Source organism: Thalassobius sp. Cn5-15, assembly GCF_022347685.1.
GTDB lineage: Bacteria > Pseudomonadota > Alphaproteobacteria > Rhodobacterales > Rhodobacteraceae > Thalassobius.
In genome coordinates, this window is sequence record NZ_JAKRGF010000002.1 from 57299 (window position 1) to 75089 (window position 17791).

General features: G+C 58.8%; 18 protein-coding genes. 8 read left to right on the plus strand and 10 right to left on the minus strand.

The annotated features are described in order from the left end of the window. The first annotated feature begins 169 nt into the window (after positions 1-169). Positions 170-1297: a DcaP family trimeric outer membrane transporter gene (locus MHM86_RS06115; RefSeq protein ID WP_239197048.1), complete on the plus strand. Its 1128-nt coding sequence runs from the start codon at positions 170-172 to the stop codon at positions 1295-1297. Between the two features lie 137 nt (positions 1298-1434). On the opposite strand, the gene MHM86_RS06120 is transcribed toward MHM86_RS06115, so the two are convergent. The 5 genes from MHM86_RS06120 to MHM86_RS06140 all read right to left on the minus strand — a co-directional run bounded on the left by MHM86_RS06120 (position 1435) and on the right by MHM86_RS06140 (position 4639). After that, complete coding sequence (locus tag MHM86_RS06120; RefSeq protein WP_239197050.1) at positions 1435-1785, minus strand: hypothetical protein; 351 nt, start codon at positions 1783-1785, stop codon at positions 1435-1437. Positions 1786-1872: 87 nt separating this feature from the next. After that, positions 1873-2016 carry a hypothetical protein gene (locus MHM86_RS06125; RefSeq protein WP_239197052.1) on the minus strand — a complete coding sequence of 48 codons (144 nt, stop codon included), beginning with the start codon at positions 2014-2016 and terminating at the stop codon, positions 1873-1875. 214 nt (positions 2017-2230) lie between these two features. Next, positions 2231-2623 (minus strand): DUF6497 family protein, encoded by a 393-nt coding sequence (locus MHM86_RS06130; RefSeq protein WP_239197054.1) that lies wholly within the window; start codon positions 2621-2623, stop codon positions 2231-2233. Then, positions 2616-3002 carry a hypothetical protein gene (locus tag MHM86_RS06135; RefSeq protein WP_239197056.1) on the minus strand — a complete coding sequence of 129 codons (387 nt, stop codon included), beginning with the start codon at positions 3000-3002 and terminating at the stop codon, positions 2616-2618. Before MHM86_RS06135 ends, MHM86_RS06130 begins: the two co-directional genes overlap by 8 nt. Before the next feature lie 104 nt (positions 3003-3106). Beyond that, positions 3107-4639, minus strand: coding sequence for an acyl-CoA carboxylase subunit beta (locus MHM86_RS06140; RefSeq protein ID WP_239197058.1), 1533 nt, complete (start codon positions 4637-4639; stop codon positions 3107-3109). 196 nt (positions 4640-4835) lie between these two features. On the opposite strand from MHM86_RS06140, the gene MHM86_RS06145 reads away from it, so the two are divergent. The 3 genes from MHM86_RS06145 (at position 4836) to MHM86_RS06155 (ending at position 8561) form a co-directional block, all read left to right on the plus strand. Continuing rightward, complete coding sequence (locus tag MHM86_RS06145; protein ID WP_239197060.1) at positions 4836-6053, plus strand: multidrug effflux MFS transporter; 1218 nt, start codon at positions 4836-4838, stop codon at positions 6051-6053. A gap of 91 nt (positions 6054-6144) precedes the next feature. Next, positions 6145-7542, plus strand: coding sequence for a short-chain fatty acyl-CoA regulator family protein (locus tag MHM86_RS06150; protein WP_239197062.1), 1398 nt, complete (start codon positions 6145-6147; stop codon positions 7540-7542). Between the two features lie 338 nt (positions 7543-7880). Next, positions 7881-8561: an outer membrane protein gene (locus tag MHM86_RS06155; protein WP_239197065.1), complete on the plus strand. Its 681-nt coding sequence runs from the start codon at positions 7881-7883 to the stop codon at positions 8559-8561. A 216-nt stretch (positions 8562-8777) separates the two neighbouring features. Here the strand turns inward: MHM86_RS06155 and MHM86_RS06160 are convergent, their stop codons facing one another. After that, complete coding sequence (locus tag MHM86_RS06160; protein ID WP_058319921.1) at positions 8778-9017, minus strand: YdcH family protein; 240 nt, start codon at positions 9015-9017, stop codon at positions 8778-8780. Positions 9018-9280: 263 nt separating this feature from the next. Between MHM86_RS06160 and MHM86_RS06165 the strand changes: the two genes are divergently transcribed. After that, positions 9281-10063: a hypothetical protein gene (locus MHM86_RS06165; protein WP_239197067.1), complete on the plus strand. Its 783-nt coding sequence runs from the start codon at positions 9281-9283 to the stop codon at positions 10061-10063. 92 nt (positions 10064-10155) lie between these two features. Here the strand turns inward: MHM86_RS06165 and betA are convergent, their stop codons facing one another. From betA to betI, 3 genes are all read right to left on the minus strand, one after another. Further along, positions 10156-11814, minus strand: a complete 1659-nt coding sequence (gene betA / locus MHM86_RS06170) for a choline dehydrogenase (protein WP_239197069.1) — start codon at positions 11812-11814, stop codon at positions 10156-10158. Positions 11815-11957: 143 nt separating this feature from the next. Further along, complete coding sequence (gene betB, locus MHM86_RS06175; RefSeq protein ID WP_239197071.1) at positions 11958-13418, minus strand: betaine-aldehyde dehydrogenase; 1461 nt, start codon at positions 13416-13418, stop codon at positions 11958-11960. Positions 13419-13493: 75 nt separating this feature from the next. Next, positions 13494-14081, minus strand: a complete 588-nt coding sequence (gene betI / locus MHM86_RS06180) for a transcriptional regulator BetI (protein WP_239197073.1) — start codon at positions 14079-14081, stop codon at positions 13494-13496. 96 nt (positions 14082-14177) lie between these two features. On the opposite strand from betI, the gene MHM86_RS06185 reads away from it, so the two are divergent. The 3 genes from MHM86_RS06185 to choV all read left to right on the plus strand — a co-directional run bounded on the left by MHM86_RS06185 (position 14178) and on the right by choV (position 17068). Then, positions 14178-15101: a choline ABC transporter substrate-binding protein gene (locus MHM86_RS06185; protein WP_239197075.1), complete on the plus strand. Its 924-nt coding sequence runs from the start codon at positions 14178-14180 to the stop codon at positions 15099-15101. A 115-nt stretch (positions 15102-15216) separates the two neighbouring features. Then, entirely contained in the window at positions 15217-16047 is an 831-nt protein-coding gene (choW, locus tag MHM86_RS06190) for a choline ABC transporter permease subunit (RefSeq protein WP_239197077.1), read from the plus strand. Position 16048: 1 nt separating this feature from the next. Beyond that, positions 16049-17068 carry a choline ABC transporter ATP-binding protein gene (gene choV, locus MHM86_RS06195; RefSeq protein ID WP_239197079.1) on the plus strand — a complete coding sequence of 340 codons (1020 nt, stop codon included), beginning with the start codon at positions 16049-16051 and terminating at the stop codon, positions 17066-17068. Between the two features lie 72 nt (positions 17069-17140). Here the strand turns inward: choV and MHM86_RS06200 are convergent, their stop codons facing one another. Further along, positions 17141-17740, minus strand: coding sequence for a LysE/ArgO family amino acid transporter (locus MHM86_RS06200; protein ID WP_239197744.1), 600 nt, complete (start codon positions 17738-17740; stop codon positions 17141-17143). Between the last annotated feature and the right edge of the window lie 51 nt (positions 17741-17791).

Sequence of the window (17791 nt, forward strand, 5' to 3'; positions counted from 1 at the left end):
GGGTTTCCAGATGCTTAACCACTGATTTTCCGAAAATCTGCCGCAGCGTCACATCACACTCTCGATAACGTGAAAATACGGTAACGGCACTTCTCTCCGATGTTACTTCGTCAGACGCTGCCCGCATGTGAGGCATGGTGGGGCCAACGCTAGGGAAAGGACCTACATGATGAAGAACCAAGCAACCAAACTGCTGACGCTGGCCGCGCTGGGAATTACCTCCGCCGGTACCGCAGCATTCGCAGACGGCCACGGCTCCAAGAGCGAGATTGATGAGCTGCGCGCGCGTGTTGAGGCACTGGAAGCCGGTGGCGGCGACCTCAGCTTCGGCGGCACCTCCGTAGACATCTACGGCTACCTGAAAGCCGATTTTTTCTATGAAAACGACTTTGCGCAGGGCGACACTGCCTTCGTCAACAACATCGGTGAACCCGCAAATGCCATCAGCGGCGATTTTGGTGCCACAGCGCGCCAGACGCGCCTTGGCTTCCGCACCAGCACCCCGAGCGCTCTTGGCGACGTGAAGGGCAAACTGGAACTGGACCTGTTCGGTTCGGGCGGCACAGCGGAACTGCGTCTGCGTCATGCCAGCATCGACATCGGCGGCACCTGGCTGATTGGTCAGGACTGGACCAACTTCATGCCGATCAGCCACTACCCCACCTCGGTAGAGTTTAATGGCCCCGTCGGCATCACCTTTGCCCGTGTGCCACAGATCCGCTACACCACGAGCTTTGACAACGTGAGCCTCTCGGCCTCGATCGAAGAAAACAACGCGGCCTCCGAAGATCCGGTGTTCACCGCAGCAGCCGCCTACAATGGCGAAGGCTGGGGCGCACGCATCGCGGGTCTGACCGGCACGGTTCAATCCGGTGGGTCCAACATCGACCAGACCGGCATCACCGTATCGGGCACCGTCAGCCCCTGGGCCGGTGGTACCTTCACCGCGACTTACGTCTACGGCGAAGCCCTGGGTCCGCTGATGATCGGTGGCGGCGCTGCCGCTGTTGGTGGCCAAGCCAATGACGTCGAAGGTTATACCGTCGAATTCCGTCAGAGCGTCAACGACAAGCTGAGCGTGGGCATCGCCTACGGTCGCGAAGAATACGACCTGCCGACCTCGACCGGCACGCTGTCCTTCGATGAATTGGAGACGGTTCACCTGAACGCCTTCTACAGCCTGACGGACGATCTGACCATCGGCGCTGAATACTTCTACGGCGAGCGGAACGACACCATCACCGGTCGTTCCTTCGACGATGATCGTATCCAGATCTCGGCGCAGCTGAACTTCTGATCTTAACGATCCCTCGGAGGGGCCGGTCATCGGCCCCTCACCCAGGCCCCGCCCTACCGGCGTGCAGCGCAGGCTGCCCACTGGGGGTGGGGCCGTCATTTGACGGCCACAGGTGTGATATGCACCCGTGTGACCCATCAAATATCCTCAAACGCCTCTGGGAAAGCCGCACGCGCCTTTGCTTCGTCAATGATCAGCAGGGCTTCATAGCTTTCAGGATCGAAGTTTTCTTCGGCCGCCAGCACCTCGCGGCCGAACATCCAGCTGAGGCGGCCACCATCCAGATTACCACGTTCAAACGGCTGATCGCCGAAATGTTCCCACAGCGCCTTCATAAAGGCGGTGTCGGCGCGCCGATCCGGTGGGCGGCGGTCGCGGTAGCGTTCGCGCGCAATCAACGGGGTTGCCCCCTTGGGATTGGCACGGCGGATGGTGAATTGGTAATCGGTGCTGGGCATACGGCCCGGAAACCCGCGGTGTTTCAGCATGGTCTGCTCCCTGTGTTAAGGGCGCGCGGGCAGACCGGAACAGGCCGACCCACGGCCTGTTCCTGTGTGACGAGGCGAGTGCCTGCGTTACTTGTATTTGCCGGTGTAGACGGGCTCAACCGAGATCGGTTCGGGCTCGACCACAACAAATTCTTCTTCTGCTTGTTGTGCGCAGGCTGCCAGAGCAGCAACGATGCCAACGGCCAGCACAGCTTTGATACGGTTCGACATGTCTTTCTCCTGTCGTTCGGAACCTGTGAAACAAGGGCCAAAACCCCTGCCTGCCCCCAATATGAGGTAACGGCAGCCTGACGGCTACCGCCGCCAATCATACCCCGAACAACCTCAAAGGGCCACCAGATGACGCCCGCCACACCAAGCTGTGACGCCAAAGTCGCAACCGGCGCCTGCACCAAAGCACTCTGCACAAGATATTGTGGAGACATTAGTACGCCTCCCAGATGCAGCGGTCGTTTTCGACACGGAAAGCTTCAAAAAACTGAACGATATCAGGCGCAGTATCGCCGAACTCCAGTTCTGCAGAAGAAAAAGAGATAATGATTTGCGCGACGTCAGCCTGTTTGGCCGCCAGATCCGGCAACGCAAAGGATTCGCAAAGATAGGCAAAGTCATCGGCAACCGAATCGTATTGCAGCTCTTTTTCAGCCAGCGCAGGCGCGACAAAGCGGTAGCGGGCCAGCGCGCCGCCGTCATAAAGCGCCTCGATCCGCTGATCGAGAAGTTTCAGCGTCAGGCCAGAGGGAGCCACGCTCTCCATCACCAGACCAGAGGTGGCAAGGGCGCCCGCCGCCACAGAGGTCAGGAGTAGGTCAAACATCACGCACCTCCCTGCCAGCGGCCCCCGCCTGCTGCCCTTTACTGGCATTGGCAATCCAGCGCTGGCGCAGATGCGGTGTGTTCAGCATCTCAGCCACATACGCCGACGTATGGTCCGGTGCGGCCGCCGCCAGTTGCCCGCCAGCGGTGACGCGCAGACCGTCCGCTTCGCGCACCACCTGTACCACAGGGGCAAAACCGCGCAGCCGCTGCAGACGGCGCCACAGATCCTGACGGATCTGCTGTGCCAGCGCCAAACGGTTGCAAGCTGGGAAGGTCGCCTGTGCTGCCACATCCATCCGCACAGGCACGCGGCGTGCCACCGTTAAGGTGTCACCTTCGCTTTGGATATGCCATGTGCTGCGGGTGCGGCGAGTCATACAGAGAGTCCTTCAATGGCAGCCAGAGGCCACCCGAATGGGTTCACATGCACCCGCCGGAAAACCGGCGGATGCGGGCCGTCACTTCTGTGACGCAGTGCTGTTTAGAGCGGGATATTGTCGTGCTTTTTCCACGGGTTTTTCAGCTGCTTGTTGCGCAGGCTGGCGAACGCACGGGACACACGGCGACGGGTCGATTTCGGCTGGATCACCTCATCAATGAAGCCCCGTTCAGCGGCCACAAACGGGGTGGCGAAACGGTCTTCGTAGTCTTTGGTGTGCGCCGCGATCTTATCGGCGTCGCCCAGATCAGCACGGTGGATAATCTCGGTCGCGCCTTTGGCACCCATCACCGCAATCTCTGCCGTCGGCCAAGCGTAGTTGAAATCACCGCGCAGGTGCTTGGACGCCATCACGTCATAGGCACCCCCATAGGCTTTACGGGTGATCACGGTGACCTTGGGAACGGTGGCCTCACCATAGGCAAACAGCAGTTTCGCACCGTGTTTGATCACGCCGCCGTATTCCTGCGAGGTGCCCGGCAGGAAGCCCGGAACGTCAACCAGCGTCAGGATCGGAATTTCAAAACAGTCGCAGAAGCGCACGAAGCGCGCGGCCTTGCGGCTGGCATCAATATCCAGACAGCCCGCCAGAACCATCGGCTGGTTGGCGACAACACCTACAGTCTGACCTTCCAGACGGATGAAACCGGTGATGATGTTTTTCGCGTAGTCTTCCTGAATTTCGTAGAAATCCCCTTCATCAGCCACTTTGGTGATGAGTTCCTTCATGTCGTAAGGCGTATTGGGGTTTTCCGGCACGATGGTGTCGAGCGAATTTTCAATGCGGCCCGGCTCATCAAAGAAGGGGCGGACCGGCGGCTTTTCGCGGTTGTTGAGCGGCAGGAAGTCGACCAGACGGCGCACTTCGGCCAGTGCCTCAACATCGTTTTCAAAGGCTCCATCAGCGACCGACGATTTCTTGGTGTGGGTCGACGCGCCCCCCAACTCCTCTGCCGTCACAACCTCATTGGTCACGGTTTTTACAACGTCGGGACCGGTGACGAACATGTAGGAAGTATCTTTGACCATAAAGATGAAGTCGGTCATCGCGGGCGAATACACAGCACCACCAGCGCACGGCCCCATGATGACAGAGATCTGCGGAACCACGCCCGAAGCCATAATATTGCGCTGGAACACCTCGGCGTAGCCGGCAAGGCTGTCGACACCTTCCTGAATACGCGCGCCGCCAGAATCATTCAGACCAATAATCGGCGCACCGTTCTGGATCGCCATGTCCTGAATTTTGCAAATTTTCTGCGCATGGGTTTCCGACAGCGAACCGCCGAACACGGTGAAGTCCTGCGAGAAGACATAGACCATACGACCGTTGATCGTGCCCCAGCCGGTGATCACACCGTCGCCAGCAGGCTTATCAGCATCCATGCCAAATTCGGTGCAGCGGTGAGTCTTGAACATGTCGAACTCTTCAAAACTGCCTTCATCAAGCAGCAGTTCGATACGTTCACGGGCAGTCAGTTTGCCTTTGGCGTGCTGACTGTCGATGCGGCGCTGACCACCCCCAAGACGGGCGGCGGCACGGCGGTCTTCCAGTTGCTGGAGAATATCTTTCATGACGGACCTCTTCATGGTTTGACACAGGTATAGGCAGAACAACCTGCGGCTCAAAGGGAAATCCGGCAAATTTGCAAAAACTTGGCAGATAGACAGAAGCTAATTGCAAACTTGCGAAGCCACTATTCCTTAGCCCCCTCTCCCACCCTAGGTTGACGCACACCACCACACACGATTCCCCCCTTCAGGACCGCACATGACCAGCCAGCCACAGATCAGATTCCTCGACCGCCAGACGCCACCGCATGTGGCGACACTGGTTGTTCTGGCGGGCATGTCAGCCCTGGCGATCAACGTCTTTCTGCCATCCCTGCCCAGCATGGCGCGTTATTTTCAAACCGATTACGCCTTTATCCAGCTGTCAATCGCCCTCTATCTGGGGGTAAATGCCGTGCTGCAACTGTTCATTGGCCCGCTGTCAGATCGCTACGGACGGCGGCCCGTCCTACTTTGGGCAACCGCGCTGTTTGCGCTGGCAACACTGGGCTGCCTCCTCTCTCCAAACGCAGAGGTGTTCATGGTGTTTCGCATGATGCAGGCCGTGATTGCCGCTGCCATCGTGCTAAGCCGCGCGGTGATCCGCGACCTGTACCCACAGGATCAAGCCGCATCAGTCATGGGGTACGTCACAATGGGAATGGCGCTGATCCCGATGCTGGCGCCGGCACTGGGCGGCGCGCTGGACATTCTGTTCGGCTGGAAGGCGTCCTTTATTCTGCTGTTGGTCTGTAGCCTGATGCTGCTGACACTGATTTACCACGATGTCGGCGAGACCGCGACCAACACCGGCACACCACTGCGCCAGCAGATCCGCGAATATCCGCTAATCCTGACGTCACATCGGTTCTGGTGCTATGCGCTGGCCTCTGCCCTCTCCTCCGGTGCTTTCTTTGCCTACCTGGGCGGTGCCCCATATCTGGGGGCAAACCTGTATCAGATTTCGCCCACCACGCTGGGAATGTGGATGGCAACACCTGGCCTTGGTTATTTCTTTGGCAACTATATCACTGGCCGCTTTGCCGCGCGTTTTGGGGTGAACACTATGGTCCTATGGGGCACGCTAATGGCCACCTTTGGCACCACAGCGGCCTATCTGATAAGCCTTGCGGGCTTCACCGCGCCGCTGAATTTCTTTGGCGCCATGGTCTTGGTTGGGCTCGGCAACGGGCTGGCACTGCCGAATGCGGCCGCAGGCATGCTGTCCGTGCGCCCGCAGCTGGCAGGCACCGCTGCCGGACTGGGCAGCACGCTGCTGATCGGCGGCGGCGCCGCGCTGTCGGCCTATAGCGGCGGCTTGGTACAGGGGGCGCGCAGTGATCTACCGCTTATTGCGCTGATGGCACTGTCCTCCGCCCTATCTGTGCTGTGCATCCTCTATGTGATGCGCCGCGACCGGCAATTGGCAGCCGCCTGATATTGGCTTGATCGCGCCCCCTCTTGCCTCGGTGGGTTTGCAAAACTACGATACTGCAAAAGCAAACTTGTAAACCCCCGAGGCGTACGCAATGGCCACTCAGAAACTCTACGCGGGTGCGAAACTGCGCGAAACACGCCAGCGGCTTGGCCTGACACAGAAAGAGTTTGCCACCAAACTGGGTGTCTCCCTGCCCTATCTGAACCAGATGGAAAACAACAACCGTCCGGTGTCGACCACGGTTGTACTAGCCTTGGCGCAGGAATTCGGGTTTGACGTCACTGAACTCAGCACCGGCGACAGCGAACGGATGGTCAGCGACATGCGCGAGGCATTGGCCGACCCGCTGTTTGCTGACGCAATGCCGCCGCTGGCCGATCTGCGCCTGACTGCCTCAAACGCACCAGCGCTGGCGCGGGCCTTTCTGGACCTGCACCGCGCCTACCGCCAGACCCATGAACGCCTTGCCTCATTGGATGAGGCACTGGGGCGCGAGGATCGCGGCAGTCAGCAAAGCCCATGGGAAGAAGTGCGCGACTTCTTCCATTACTGTGACAACTATATTGACGCTGTCGACCGCGCGGCGGAACACTTCTCTCATGCGGCGGGCCCCGGCGGCATTCGCCTGCATGCGCTGAAATCGTTGAAATCTGCCGGACTGAAGGTCAATTTCAACGACAGCGCACCGGTGCGCCACTATGATCCCGATAGCCGCACACTGACCATGTCCAGCCGCACCGCGCCGGAAACCCAGACCTTTCAGCTGCTGCTGCAAATCGCCCTACTGCACCAAAACAAACTGCTGGAAGCGACGCTGGATCTGGCACGTTTCCAGTCGGAGGAGGCGCGCTCCATCGCCAAAATCGGTCTGGCCAACTACTTCGCCGGTGCCGCGCTGATGCCCTATGCCGATTTTCTGGCCGAAGCGCAGGCGACACGTCACGATCTGGAACTGCTTTCGCACCGTTTCGGCGCATCGATCGAACAGATCGCGCATCGACTGTCGACCCTGCAGCGTCCGGGGGCTAAGGGCATCCCGTTCTTCTTTGTGCGGGTGGATCAGGCAGGCACGATCACCAAACGCCATTCAGCCACACGGCTGCAATTTGCCCGTTTCGGCGGCGCCTGCCCACTGTGGAACGTGCACCGCGCGTTTGAAACGCCGGGCCGCTTCCTACGCCAATTGGCAGAAACACCGGACGGGGTGCGCTACATCAGCCTGGCACGGGATGTATCAAAATGGGGCGGCAGTTTCGGCGCACCGGTACGGCGGTATGCGATTTCACTGGGCTGCGAGATCCGCCATGCGGATGAGTTGGTTTATGCTGACGGCCTCGACCTCAATAACCCACATGTTTACGAACCGATCGGCATTTCCTGCCGAATCTGCGAGCGCCAAAATTGCCATCAACGGGCCGTTCCTCCGTTGGAAAGACGCCTTACTGTGAACAACAACCGGCGCGAAGTCCTGCCCTACGACGTCGGCTGAACGCCGTTATCTGTGCCCTTTCCGCCCAACCTCAGAGACGGAGGCAAAACCTTAAGAGCACAGCCGATCACACACACCTCAATTCCGCGCGTGGCGCGCAGACATTACGGCCTTTGAGATCCGCATGTGAGCTGCGCGTGACAAAATGTGTGAATTTTTATATAATTTTATCAAATAGTTACTCTTCAAATCCCAGTTTCCATTTTAGATCACTGGCATCGGCACACAAATTCTTTGGACCTTGTGAAATGACAAAATGGCGGCCCCGTGGTGGTTTAGGCCCATCGAAGAAAGTCACCACACGGCCCCACCGCCCTTATCACATCAAAGGTTCAAATATGTTAAAACGCACCCTCCTTGGCGCCACGCTGATCGCATCCGCTACCGTCGCCGCCCCCGCATTTGCCCAAGACTGGTATGCCTCAGGCTTCGTCGGATATTCTTACGCAGACGACCTGGACTTCTCCGGCCGCATCGGCGGCAACCGTCAGACCGTTGAAACCGATCTGGACGAAAACGCCAGCTACGGTATCGCCATCGGCCGTGAAATCGGCCCGCTGGGCAGCAGCGCAACCCTGCGCGGTGAAATCGAACTGTCCTACCGCAGCAACGACGTTGACGCTGTAGACTTCTCTGGAAACGGCGCTGGCAACGAGGCCAACCCGGCTGGCGACATCTCCTCCACCTTCCTGCTGGCAAACGCCATTGTCGATTTTGACATTGGCAGCGCCTTCACCCCCTACCTGGGTGCCGGTATTGGTGTTGGTTTTATCGATCAGGACGTGGTTTACGGTGCAAATAATAACGTCACCATCCGGGGCGAAGATGAGGTGTTCACCACCCAGCTGATCGCAGGTGCCTCCTATGACGTGAGCGAGTCGACCGCCATCTTCGGTGACGTCCGCTATGCCCGCAGCTACGACGTCAACGGCACCCGCACGTCGCCCGCTGGCGTGGCCCGCGTGTCAGACGATTTGTCCAGCACCTCGGTGAACTTCGGCGTACGTTTCAAATTCTGATCCAACACGCCTTCAGATCCGGGTCGTGACGCATCCCTACTGCCAGTCACGGCCCTGACGTTTGGTAACGAGTTCCCTCAAATATCCAACTGTTGTTTCCAGCCACTTACCGGCCAAGGCTGCAAACAATTAGGCCCGCCCCCAAGCTGTCCCCTGGGTGGCGGGCCCTTTTTATGACCGACCCCAAGGTCGGCTCCAAACCTGATCACCTCAGGCTTAGTTGGCTTTCAGGTAAGCGTAGATTTCATCCTTCAGTGCGCCACGACGCTTGCGCAGGTCCACTTCGGCCAGTTCTTCGCGCGGTGCCACATTGGTTTCGGCGCCATGCACCTTACGGTTCAGTTCGTGATACTCCTCTGCCATTTTGGCAAAATGGGCATCCGAAACCTTCAGGGCGGACATTTTTTCGACGAATTCCGGGAACTCTTCGGCCAGCTCATGAGGGGTGTTCGACATCAGCGCATCTCCTTTTTCCTTGCGTTTGAGTGCAGGTTAACCCTGAGACTCAGCCCTCACTTTGACGCGGATCAACTTGTGCCGCTCAATGCAAAAAACCTGCATAACTTTGTGGGGCATGATCGGCGACGCCCACCCCGATCCCACGGCATCCCCCCCGACTGGTGAGTTTTGTGCAGAATTATGTATAGTGGCCCTATTCAATCCGTTCATGATCCTTTCTTTTCGCCGTTTCTGCACCACAGATTTTTGGGAGTCCCACCATGATCACCCCTCTGCGCCTCTTGTCACTGCTGGCCATCCTCAGCCTCAGCGGCTGTTTCAAATCAGGCCAAACCATTCCAATCAACCTTGATTTTTCCCATACGAATTATGGCTTTATCAATTCCGGCGGTTACAAGGCTGGCAGTCTGTTCCTGTGGGATCAGGACCAGAACACCCTCAGCTATCTTGGCGATGTGCCCGGTTTCGATGTGCCAGATCATCCACGTGACAAAACGTCAGATGCCGCCAGCTATAGCGGCGGGGTGGATCTGGGCGGAGAGTTTGGCAATCCGGCCATCAAACTGCATGCAGATGCGCTGATTCGGTCGCGTTCCAGCTTTGAGATCGCCTATCCAAACCGCGTCAGCTACAATCGGGTCTATACGCGCCTGTCTGACTATCTGACCCCAGACATCAAAGAGGGAGGCGCATTGCTGGATGAATGGGGATTTGCCGAGGCGGTGAACAACCCCACCCAGTATTACGTGCTGGTGCGCGACGTGACATATGGCGATGGCATCACCCTGCTGGTGGATGGCGACACCAAGGTCGGGGGTGGCTTTCGCGTCCCTCTCAAAGGTTTTGATGTCGCGATTGAACTACAGGGCCGCGGTTTGCAGGCCATTCAAGGAGAAAACACCGAAGTGGCCTTTGCGGTCTATGTGATGCGTCCCTACTGGAAAGACAGCGGCGGCAGCCAGAACCCCGCCTTTCGCGTGCGCCGGGGCATCGACATCTCCGACTTGCCTGCCCTGCTGCGCAAAGTGGGTCAAAGCAGCTGATACCACCCGCACACAGCTCCACGTAATCACGGCGCGCAGAGGGGATCTGCGCGCCGTATGTTTAACGATATCGATGCACCTCGGGCGATGCGTTACCGCTGCGCGGTTTGCCAGGTCGGGCTGATCCACGGCTGTGCATTGTCAGACGCCAGACGCGGACGCCCCAGCAGGCTGTCAGATACCTTTTCGCCCACCATAATCGACGGCGCGTTGAGGTTGCCGTTGGTAATGCGTGGAAAGATCGAGCTGTCCGCCACCCGCAGGCCATCAACGCCGATCACCCGCGCATCGGGATCCACCACTGCCAGCGGATCATCGGCGCGCCCCATGCGACAGGTGCCACAGGGGTGATAGGCGCTTTCTGCGTGCTCGCGGATGAAACCATCCAGTTCATCGTCTGTGACCAGATCCTTGCCCGGCTGGATCTCATGCTTGACGTAGGGCTTGAACGCCTCCTGACCGAAGATCTCACGGGTCAGGCGCAGGGCCTGGCGGAACTCCACCCAATCGCTTTCTTCACTCATGTAATTGAAACGGATCACCGGCGCGGCGTTTGGATCGCTGGAGCGCAGGGTCACATTTCCACGACTTTCGGACCGCATCGGGCCGACGTGGGCCTGGAACCCATGACCCTCTGCCGCCGCTTTACCGTCATAGCGCACTGCCAACGGCAGGAAGTGATATTGGATATCGGGATAATCAATGCCCGCACGTGACCGAATGAAAGCCGCGCTTTCAAACTGGTTCGACGCACCAAGGCCGGTTTTGGTGAACAGCCACTGCGCCCCCAACAGGCCTTTGCAGATCAGGTTCCAGTATTTGTAAAGCGTCACCGGCTGACTGGCCGCCATCTGGAAATAGACCTCAAGGTGGTCTTGCAGGTTGGCGCCGACACCGGGGCGATCTGCCACAACGTCGATGCCATGGTCCGCCAGATGCGCCGCCGAACCGATGCCCGACAGCATCAACAGCTTGGGCGAATTCAGCGACGAAGCCGCCAGAACCACCTCACGGCGGGCGCGGATCACCTCTGTTTTGCCGCCGCGCTTGATCTCGACCCCTGTGGCACGCTGCTCTTCGATCACCACCTTACAGGCCAGACCGCGCACAAGCGTGCAGTTTTCACGCTTCAAAGCTGGCTTCAGGTAGGCATTTGCTGCAGACCAGCGGCGGCCTTTGTATACCGTCTGCTCCATCGGGCCGAAGCCCTCTTGCTGCTCACCGTTATAATCATCTGTCACCGGATAGCCCGCCTGACGCCCCGCCTCAACAAAGGCGGCGTGCAGCGGGTTGTTACGTGGCCCACGGGTTACATGCAGCGGGCCATCCTTGCCGCGCCAGTCAGGATTTCCGCCATGGCCCCCATCGTGCCAGGTTTCCATCCGTTTGTAATAGGGCAACACGTCCGCATAGCCCCAGCCGTCCGCGCCCTGATCGCGCCAGTAGTCGAAATCATGGGCGTGACCGCGCACATAGACCATTCCGTTGATCGACGACGATCCGCCAATCACTTTACCGCGCGGGCAAACCAATTCCCGATTACCCAGATGAGGTTCCGGTTCCGACATATAGCCCCAGTCATACATCGACATGTTCATCGGGTAACTCAGCGCCGCAGGCATCTGGATGAACGGACCCGCATCACTGCCACCGTGTTCGATCACAATAACGGATGCCCCCGCCTCACTCAGCCGGTAGGCCATAGCGCAACCGGCAGAACCTGCACCTACGATTACAAAATCCGCTTCCATTCTTCATACTCCAGAAACAGATGGATGCCGCACTTTCCCTGTCCCGATGCGCCAAACGATCCGTAAGGATCCCCCGGCGCATCGGGGTGGGTGGGTGGGCGATGAGCCGGGGGATCCTTGTCACCCGGCCCGCGATAAAGGGATCAGAACGCTGCTTCGCAGGCGTCCAGACGCACAAAGACCGACTTCAACTCGCTATAGTGATTGATCGCGGTTTTTGCGTTTTCGCGACCCACACCGGACATTTTTGACCCACCAAACGGCACCTCTACCGGCGCGTCGTTGTAGGTGTTGATGTAGCAGGTGCCCGCCTCGAACCCTGCGACCACACGGTGCGCGCGGGTCAGATCAGAGGTGAAAACGCCAGCGGCCAGACCAAATTCCGTGTCATTGGCGCGCGCCAGCACCTCTGCCTCATCCTCGAAATCCAGAACGCACATCACGGGGCCAAAGATCTCTTCGCGCGCGATCACCATATCGTCGCTGACATCAGCAAAGATCGCCGGTTCGATCCAATACCCATCCTGATCCAGACGCGTACCGCCGCTGACCAGACGCGCGCCCTCTTCCAGCCCTTTGGCCACGTAACGCTCGACGATGGAAATCTGATTTTCCGACACCATCGGGCCAAAGTTCACGCTTTCATCCATCGGATCGCCCATTTTGGCCCCCTTCAGGCGTTCACTCAGTCGGGTGAGGAAGGCCTCTTTAATGCCCTTTTGCACAAACACCCGCGTGCCGTTGGAACAGATCTGACCGGAGGAATAGAAATTGCCGTTGATCGCACCGCTGACGGCGCTCTCCAGATCGGCGTCATCGAAAATCACCAGCGGGGATTTGCCGCCCAGTTCCATCGTCACGTGTTTCATGCCCTCGGCCGCCGCCGCATAGACCTTGCGCCCTGTTGGCACAGACCCGGTCAGTGATACCTTGTTCACGCGCGGATCAGTGACCAGCGGGCCGCCGACCTTACCGGTGCCCTGAACCACATTGTAAAGACCGGCGGGCAGGCCTGCCTCTACCAGAATTTCGGCAACCTTCAGGGCCGACAGCGGTGTCGTTTCAGACGGCTTGAAGATCATTGCGTTGCCACAGGCCAGCGCTGGTGCGCCTTTCCAGCAGGCGATCTGCGTCGGATAGTTCCAGGCGCCAATTCCGACGCAAAGGCCCAGTGCCTCGCGGCTGGTGTATGCGAAATTACCATCTCCCAGCGCAATGTGCTCACCGGTCAAGCTGCCCGCCAGACCACCAAAGTATTCCAGCGCATCCGCACCCGACGTTGCATCAGCCACCAGCGTTTCCTGCAAAGGCTTGCCGGTGTCGTGGGTTTCCAGAACCGACAGATCGTGGTTGCGTTCACGCATAATATCCGCCGCGCGGCGCAGGATACGGCCCCGTTCGGTGCCGGACATCGCGGCCCATGCCTGCTGCGCGGCCAGTGCAGATGTGATCGCCTCTTCGATCACCGCCTCGGTCGCCTCATGTAGTTTGGCGATCACCTTGCCGGTCGCCGGATAGATCACGTCAAACGCGGTGCCAGCGGTATCTTCGACGTAGCGGCCATTGACGAAATGGCTGGCAAGAGGCTGGAAATCATATGTCATTTTGCAGTGCTTTCAGTACGGAAGGAGTGTTTTCTGGTGATTTTTCAGGGCCCAAGCCACCCACAGGAAAGGAGGCTAGCCAGACGGACCGCGATCTATTTCCAGACCGACGTAGCCCATGATCAGCGCAAAGGCGCTTTCGCTGGAGGCCGGTTCATAGCCCAGCGACTGTTCCAGATAGATGCCATCAATCAGCGCGGCGATCCGTGCTGCCACCGCTGGTGCACGATCGCCCACAACAGGGCGCAGCGCGTGACCAAGGGTGCGGCGCAGGCGCAGCTGGTAAACGTTCAGCAGGCGCTTCGCCTCCTCTGACGTTTGGGCAAGAACGTAGAAATTCAGCCATGCCGCCACCACATCCTGACGGAAGTTCATATGACTAAAGCTGGATTTTACCACCGCCTCAACCCGTTCACGCGGGGTATTGGCCATCCCCAAGGCACCACGCACCTCAGCCGAATAAACCGCCAGCGTATGGCGCATTGCCGCCAAGAATATCTGCTCTTTCCCACCGAAATAGTGATGCGCCAAAGCCGAAGACATCCCCGCCCTCTTGGCGATCTGGCTGACGGTCACGTCCAGCGTACCGGATTCCCCGATCTCAGCGATCGCCGCTTTCACCAGTGCTGCGCGGCGTATAGGCTCCATCCCTAGCTTTGGCATCAGTTTCTCGTCTGTGTCGTAGAAAATTACTTGCCTCATTAAGCTAATTTGTTTTTTATTGACTCGTCAATCAAGAAAAAGAACAGGGAGGTCGCAATGACCCTTAAGACAACTCTTTCCGCTCTGGCCCTCGTGGCAGCCACCCCGGCGCTGGCCGATTGTGGCAGTGTCACCTTCTCTGATGTGGGCTGGACCGACATCACCGCCACCACCGCAGCCACCACCGTGGTGCTGGAAGCGATGGGCTATGAAACCGACATCAAGGTTCTGTCCGTTCCTGTGACCTACACCTCGCTGGCAAACGGTGACGTCGACGTATTCCTCGGCAACTGGATGCCAACGATGGAGGCAGACATCGCCCCCTACCGCGAGGCCGGCACCGTTGAGACCGTGCGCACCAACCTTGAAGGCGCGAAATACACCCTCGCGGTGAACAAAGTGGCCGCAGAGCTGGGCATCAAGGATTTCGCCGACATCGCCAAGCACGCCGACGCGCTGGAAGGCAAGATCTACGGTATTGAGCCCGGCAACGACGGCAACCGTCTGATCCAATCGATGATTGATGGCGATTCCTTCGGCCTGAAGGCGTTCGAGGTTGCCGAAAGCTCCGAACAGGGGATGCTGGCACAGGTTGCGCGCGCCAGCAAAAAGGACGAACCGATCGTCTTCCTCGGCTGGGAACCTCACCCGATGAACGCCAACTTTGACATGTCTTACCTGACTGGCGGCGACGATTTCTTCGGCCCAAATCTGGGCGGCGCAGTGGTCGACACCAACACCCGCGCTGGTTTCTCCACCGAATGCCCAAATCTGGGCAAGATGCTGACGAACCTCGAATTTTCGCTGGCGATGGAAAACGAAATCATGGGCGCGATCCTGAACGACGGTGAAGCGGCCGATGACGCTGCCAAAGCCTGGCTGAAAGAAAACCCCGCCGCTTTCATGGGCTGGCTGGACGGCGTCACCACCAAAGACGGTGGCGATGCAGTTGCCGCCGTGAAGGCCTCGCTGGGTCTGTAAAAACATCCCAAAGCGCGCCGGACCTGTCTGGCGCGCTTTTTGTCGGCTGCAAGGGGTGGCGCACAGCCGAGATCAGACGCGAACCTGATCAAACACTCACGGAATAGGGGGCCATATGAACTGGCTTGAAGAAAGCAAAATCCCCGTCGGCAAGTGGATTGCCGCAGGATTTGACTGGTTGACCGACACCTTCGGGGTGCTGTTCGACGCAATTGATGATTTTCTGAGCGACGGAATTGACGGATTCCTGTGGCTACTACAGGCACCGCCAGCGCTGATCGTCGTGGCCCTGTTTGCGGCCCTGACCTACTACCTGCAACGCAGCCTTGGTCGTGTGGCGCTGGTAATTGTCTGTTTCCTTTACGTCCTGAACCAAGGCTACTGGGAAGAAACCACCGAAAGCCTGACGCTGATCTTCTTTGCGGTGATTTTCTGTATGGGCGTTGGCGTGCCCATCGGGATTTACGCTGCCCATCGGCCCAAGTTTTTCAAGGCGATCCTGCCGGTTCTGGACATGATGCAGACGATTCCGACCTTTGTGTACCTGATCCCGATGATCGTATTGTTCGGCATCGGCATGGTGCCCGGTCTGGTCGCCACCTTTATCTTTGTTCTGCCTGCCCCGATCCGCCTGACCCAACTGGGCGTCAGTCAGGTACCGCGTGCGCTGACAGAGGCCGGCGAAGCCTTTGGCGCCACCCGCATGCAGATCCTGTGGAAGGTCGAACTGCCCTCTGCCTTCCCGCAGATCATGACCGGCCTGAACCAAACGATCATGCTGTCGCTGTCGATGGTGGTGATTGCCGCGCTGGTCGGCGCGGACGGCCTTGGCGTGCCGGTAGTGCGCGCATTGAACACGGTGAATGCCTCCCTCGGCTTTGAAAGCGGACTGGTGATCGTCGCCGTGGCCATCGCCCTTGACCGTATGCTGCGAGTGGAGCGTTGATATGACTGCTGTAACTTTTGACAATGTTTCCATCGTCTTCGGCGAAAAACCCGCCGAGGCGCTGCCCCTGATGGACCAGGGCCAGACGCGGGCAGAAATCCAGAACAGCTCCGGTCAGGTGCTGGGGGTGCACAACTGTTCGCTGACCGTGGATAAGGGCGAGATTCTGGTGCTCATGGGCCTCTCCGGCTCTGGCAAATCAACCTTGTTGCGGTCTGTAAACGGGCTGAACCCCGTGGTGCGTGGCAGCGTATCTGTGGCCACCGAAAACGGCATGGAAAACGTCACCCACGCCGACGCCAAAACCCTGCGCCACATCCGCCAACATTCGGTCGCGATGGTGTTCCAGCAGTTCGGCCTGCTGCCCTGGCGCAGCGTGCGGGAAAATGTCTGGCTGGGGTTGGAACTGGCCGGCATGTCCAAAGCCGAGCGGTGGGAAAAAACCAACGAACAGCTCGCCCTTGTGGGCCTGTCGGACTGGGCGGACCGCAAGGTATCTGATCTGTCAGGTGGCATGCAGCAGCGTGTGGGTCTGGCCCGTGCCTTCGTCACTGACGCACCGATCCTGTTGATGGATGAACCGTTTTCGGCCCTTGATCCACTGATCCGCACACGTCTGCAGGACGAACTGCTGGAACTGCAGGAAAAGCTGAACCGCACCATCATCTTCGTCAGTCACGATCTGGATGAAGCGTTCAAAATCGGCAACCGGATCGCGATCATGGAGGGCGGACGCATCGTGCAATGCGGCACGCCGCAGCAGATCTTCAGCAATCCGGCGACGGACTATGTTGCTGATTTTGTTGCCCATATGAACCCGCTGGGGGTTCTGTGCGCCCGCGATGTTCTGGAACCCGCCACAGGCAATCACAGCGCCACATTGACTGCGGATGCCGATATCCGCGAGGTGATGATGCTGTCACAGACAGGTCCGGTTGCGGTGACAGAAAACGGTCAGGTGATCGGTCAGGCCACACCGCAGACGGTGCTGCAGAAACTGCTGGATCCGCGCGGCGCCTGATCACGTATCCCTCCGCTAAAACTACAGAAAGCGCCCAATGCGGGCGCTTTCTTTATATCTAAATTCCTGCGTTCAGCCGCCAGCCAGCAACGAATAGGCGATAAACCACATCAACAGCGCAATCCCTGCATCCAGCACCTGCCACGCCCGCGGTCGCGCAAACAGCGGCCCCAGCAACCGCGCGCCGTATCCCAGCGAGAAGAAGAACACAAAACTGGCCGCCGACGCCCCGATGGCAAAGCTGGTGCGATCCTCATACTGCGCGGCGATGGACCCCAGTAGGACAACAGTGTCCAGATAGACGTGCGGATTGGCCCAAGTGAACAGCAGGCAGGTCAACAGCGCCGCGCCGAGGCTGATCCCATGCCCCTCCCCCTGCTCCATCACGGCCCCACCACGCCAGGCGCTTTGCGCCGAGCGCGCGCCGTAAACGATCAGAAACGCCGCGCCACCATAGCGCATCACCGGCTCAAACCACGGCAGTGCCTCTGCCAGATTACCGAAACCTGCAACGCCCACATTGATCAGCAGTGCATCACTACAGGCGCAAAACAGCACCAACGGCAACACATGCTGCCGCAGCAGCCCCTGCCGTAGCACGAAAGCGTTCTGCGCCCCGATCGCCACAATCAGCGACAGTGACAGGCCGAAGCCCGCGATCAGCGTCGTCATATCCACTATCAGTCCGTCCTTTGCTTTCGTGCTGCACTTGTGACTAAGGGG

Excerpts from the sequence above, each read along its gene's own strand:
- MHM86_RS06140 (WP_239197058.1), bottom strand. The coding sequence starts at position 4,639 with ATGAAAGATATTCTCCAGCAACTGGAAGACCGCCGTGCCGCCGCCCGT.
- MHM86_RS06120 (WP_239197050.1), bottom strand. The coding sequence starts at position 1,785 with ATGCTGAAACACCGCGGGTTTCCGGGCCGTATGCCCAGCACCGATTAC.
- MHM86_RS06160 (WP_058319921.1), bottom strand. The coding sequence starts at position 9,017 with ATGTCGAACACCCCTCATGAGCTGGCCGAAGAGTTCCCGGAATTCGTC.
- MHM86_RS06115 (WP_239197048.1), top strand. The coding sequence starts at position 170 with ATGAAGAACCAAGCAACCAAACTGCTGACGCTGGCCGCGCTGGGAATT.
- MHM86_RS06135 (WP_239197056.1), bottom strand. The coding sequence starts at position 3,002 with ATGACTCGCCGCACCCGCAGCACATGGCATATCCAAAGCGAAGGTGAC.
- betB (WP_239197071.1), bottom strand. The coding sequence starts at position 13,418 with ATGACATATGATTTCCAGCCTCTTGCCAGCCATTTCGTCAATGGCCGC.
- MHM86_RS06125 (WP_239197052.1), bottom strand. The coding sequence starts at position 2,016 with ATGTCGAACCGTATCAAAGCTGTGCTGGCCGTTGGCATCGTTGCTGCT.
- MHM86_RS06165 (WP_239197067.1), top strand. The coding sequence starts at position 9,281 with ATGATCACCCCTCTGCGCCTCTTGTCACTGCTGGCCATCCTCAGCCTC.
- MHM86_RS06200 (WP_239197744.1), bottom strand. The coding sequence starts at position 17,740 with ATGACGACGCTGATCGCGGGCTTCGGCCTGTCACTGTCGCTGATTGTG.
- choV (WP_239197079.1), top strand. The coding sequence starts at position 16,049 with ATGACTGCTGTAACTTTTGACAATGTTTCCATCGTCTTCGGCGAAAAA.
- MHM86_RS06155 (WP_239197065.1), top strand. The coding sequence starts at position 7,881 with ATGTTAAAACGCACCCTCCTTGGCGCCACGCTGATCGCATCCGCTACC.
- MHM86_RS06150 (WP_239197062.1), top strand. The coding sequence starts at position 6,145 with ATGGCCACTCAGAAACTCTACGCGGGTGCGAAACTGCGCGAAACACGC.
- betI (WP_239197073.1), bottom strand. The coding sequence starts at position 14,081 with ATGCCAAAGCTAGGGATGGAGCCTATACGCCGCGCAGCACTGGTGAAA.
- MHM86_RS06130 (WP_239197054.1), bottom strand. The coding sequence starts at position 2,623 with ATGTTTGACCTACTCCTGACCTCTGTGGCGGCGGGCGCCCTTGCCACC.
- choW (WP_239197077.1), top strand. The coding sequence starts at position 15,217 with ATGAACTGGCTTGAAGAAAGCAAAATCCCCGTCGGCAAGTGGATTGCC.
- MHM86_RS06185 (WP_239197075.1), top strand. The coding sequence starts at position 14,178 with ATGACCCTTAAGACAACTCTTTCCGCTCTGGCCCTCGTGGCAGCCACC.
- MHM86_RS06145 (WP_239197060.1), top strand. The coding sequence starts at position 4,836 with ATGACCAGCCAGCCACAGATCAGATTCCTCGACCGCCAGACGCCACCG.
- betA (WP_239197069.1), bottom strand. The coding sequence starts at position 11,814 with ATGGAAGCGGATTTTGTAATCGTAGGTGCAGGTTCTGCCGGTTGCGCT.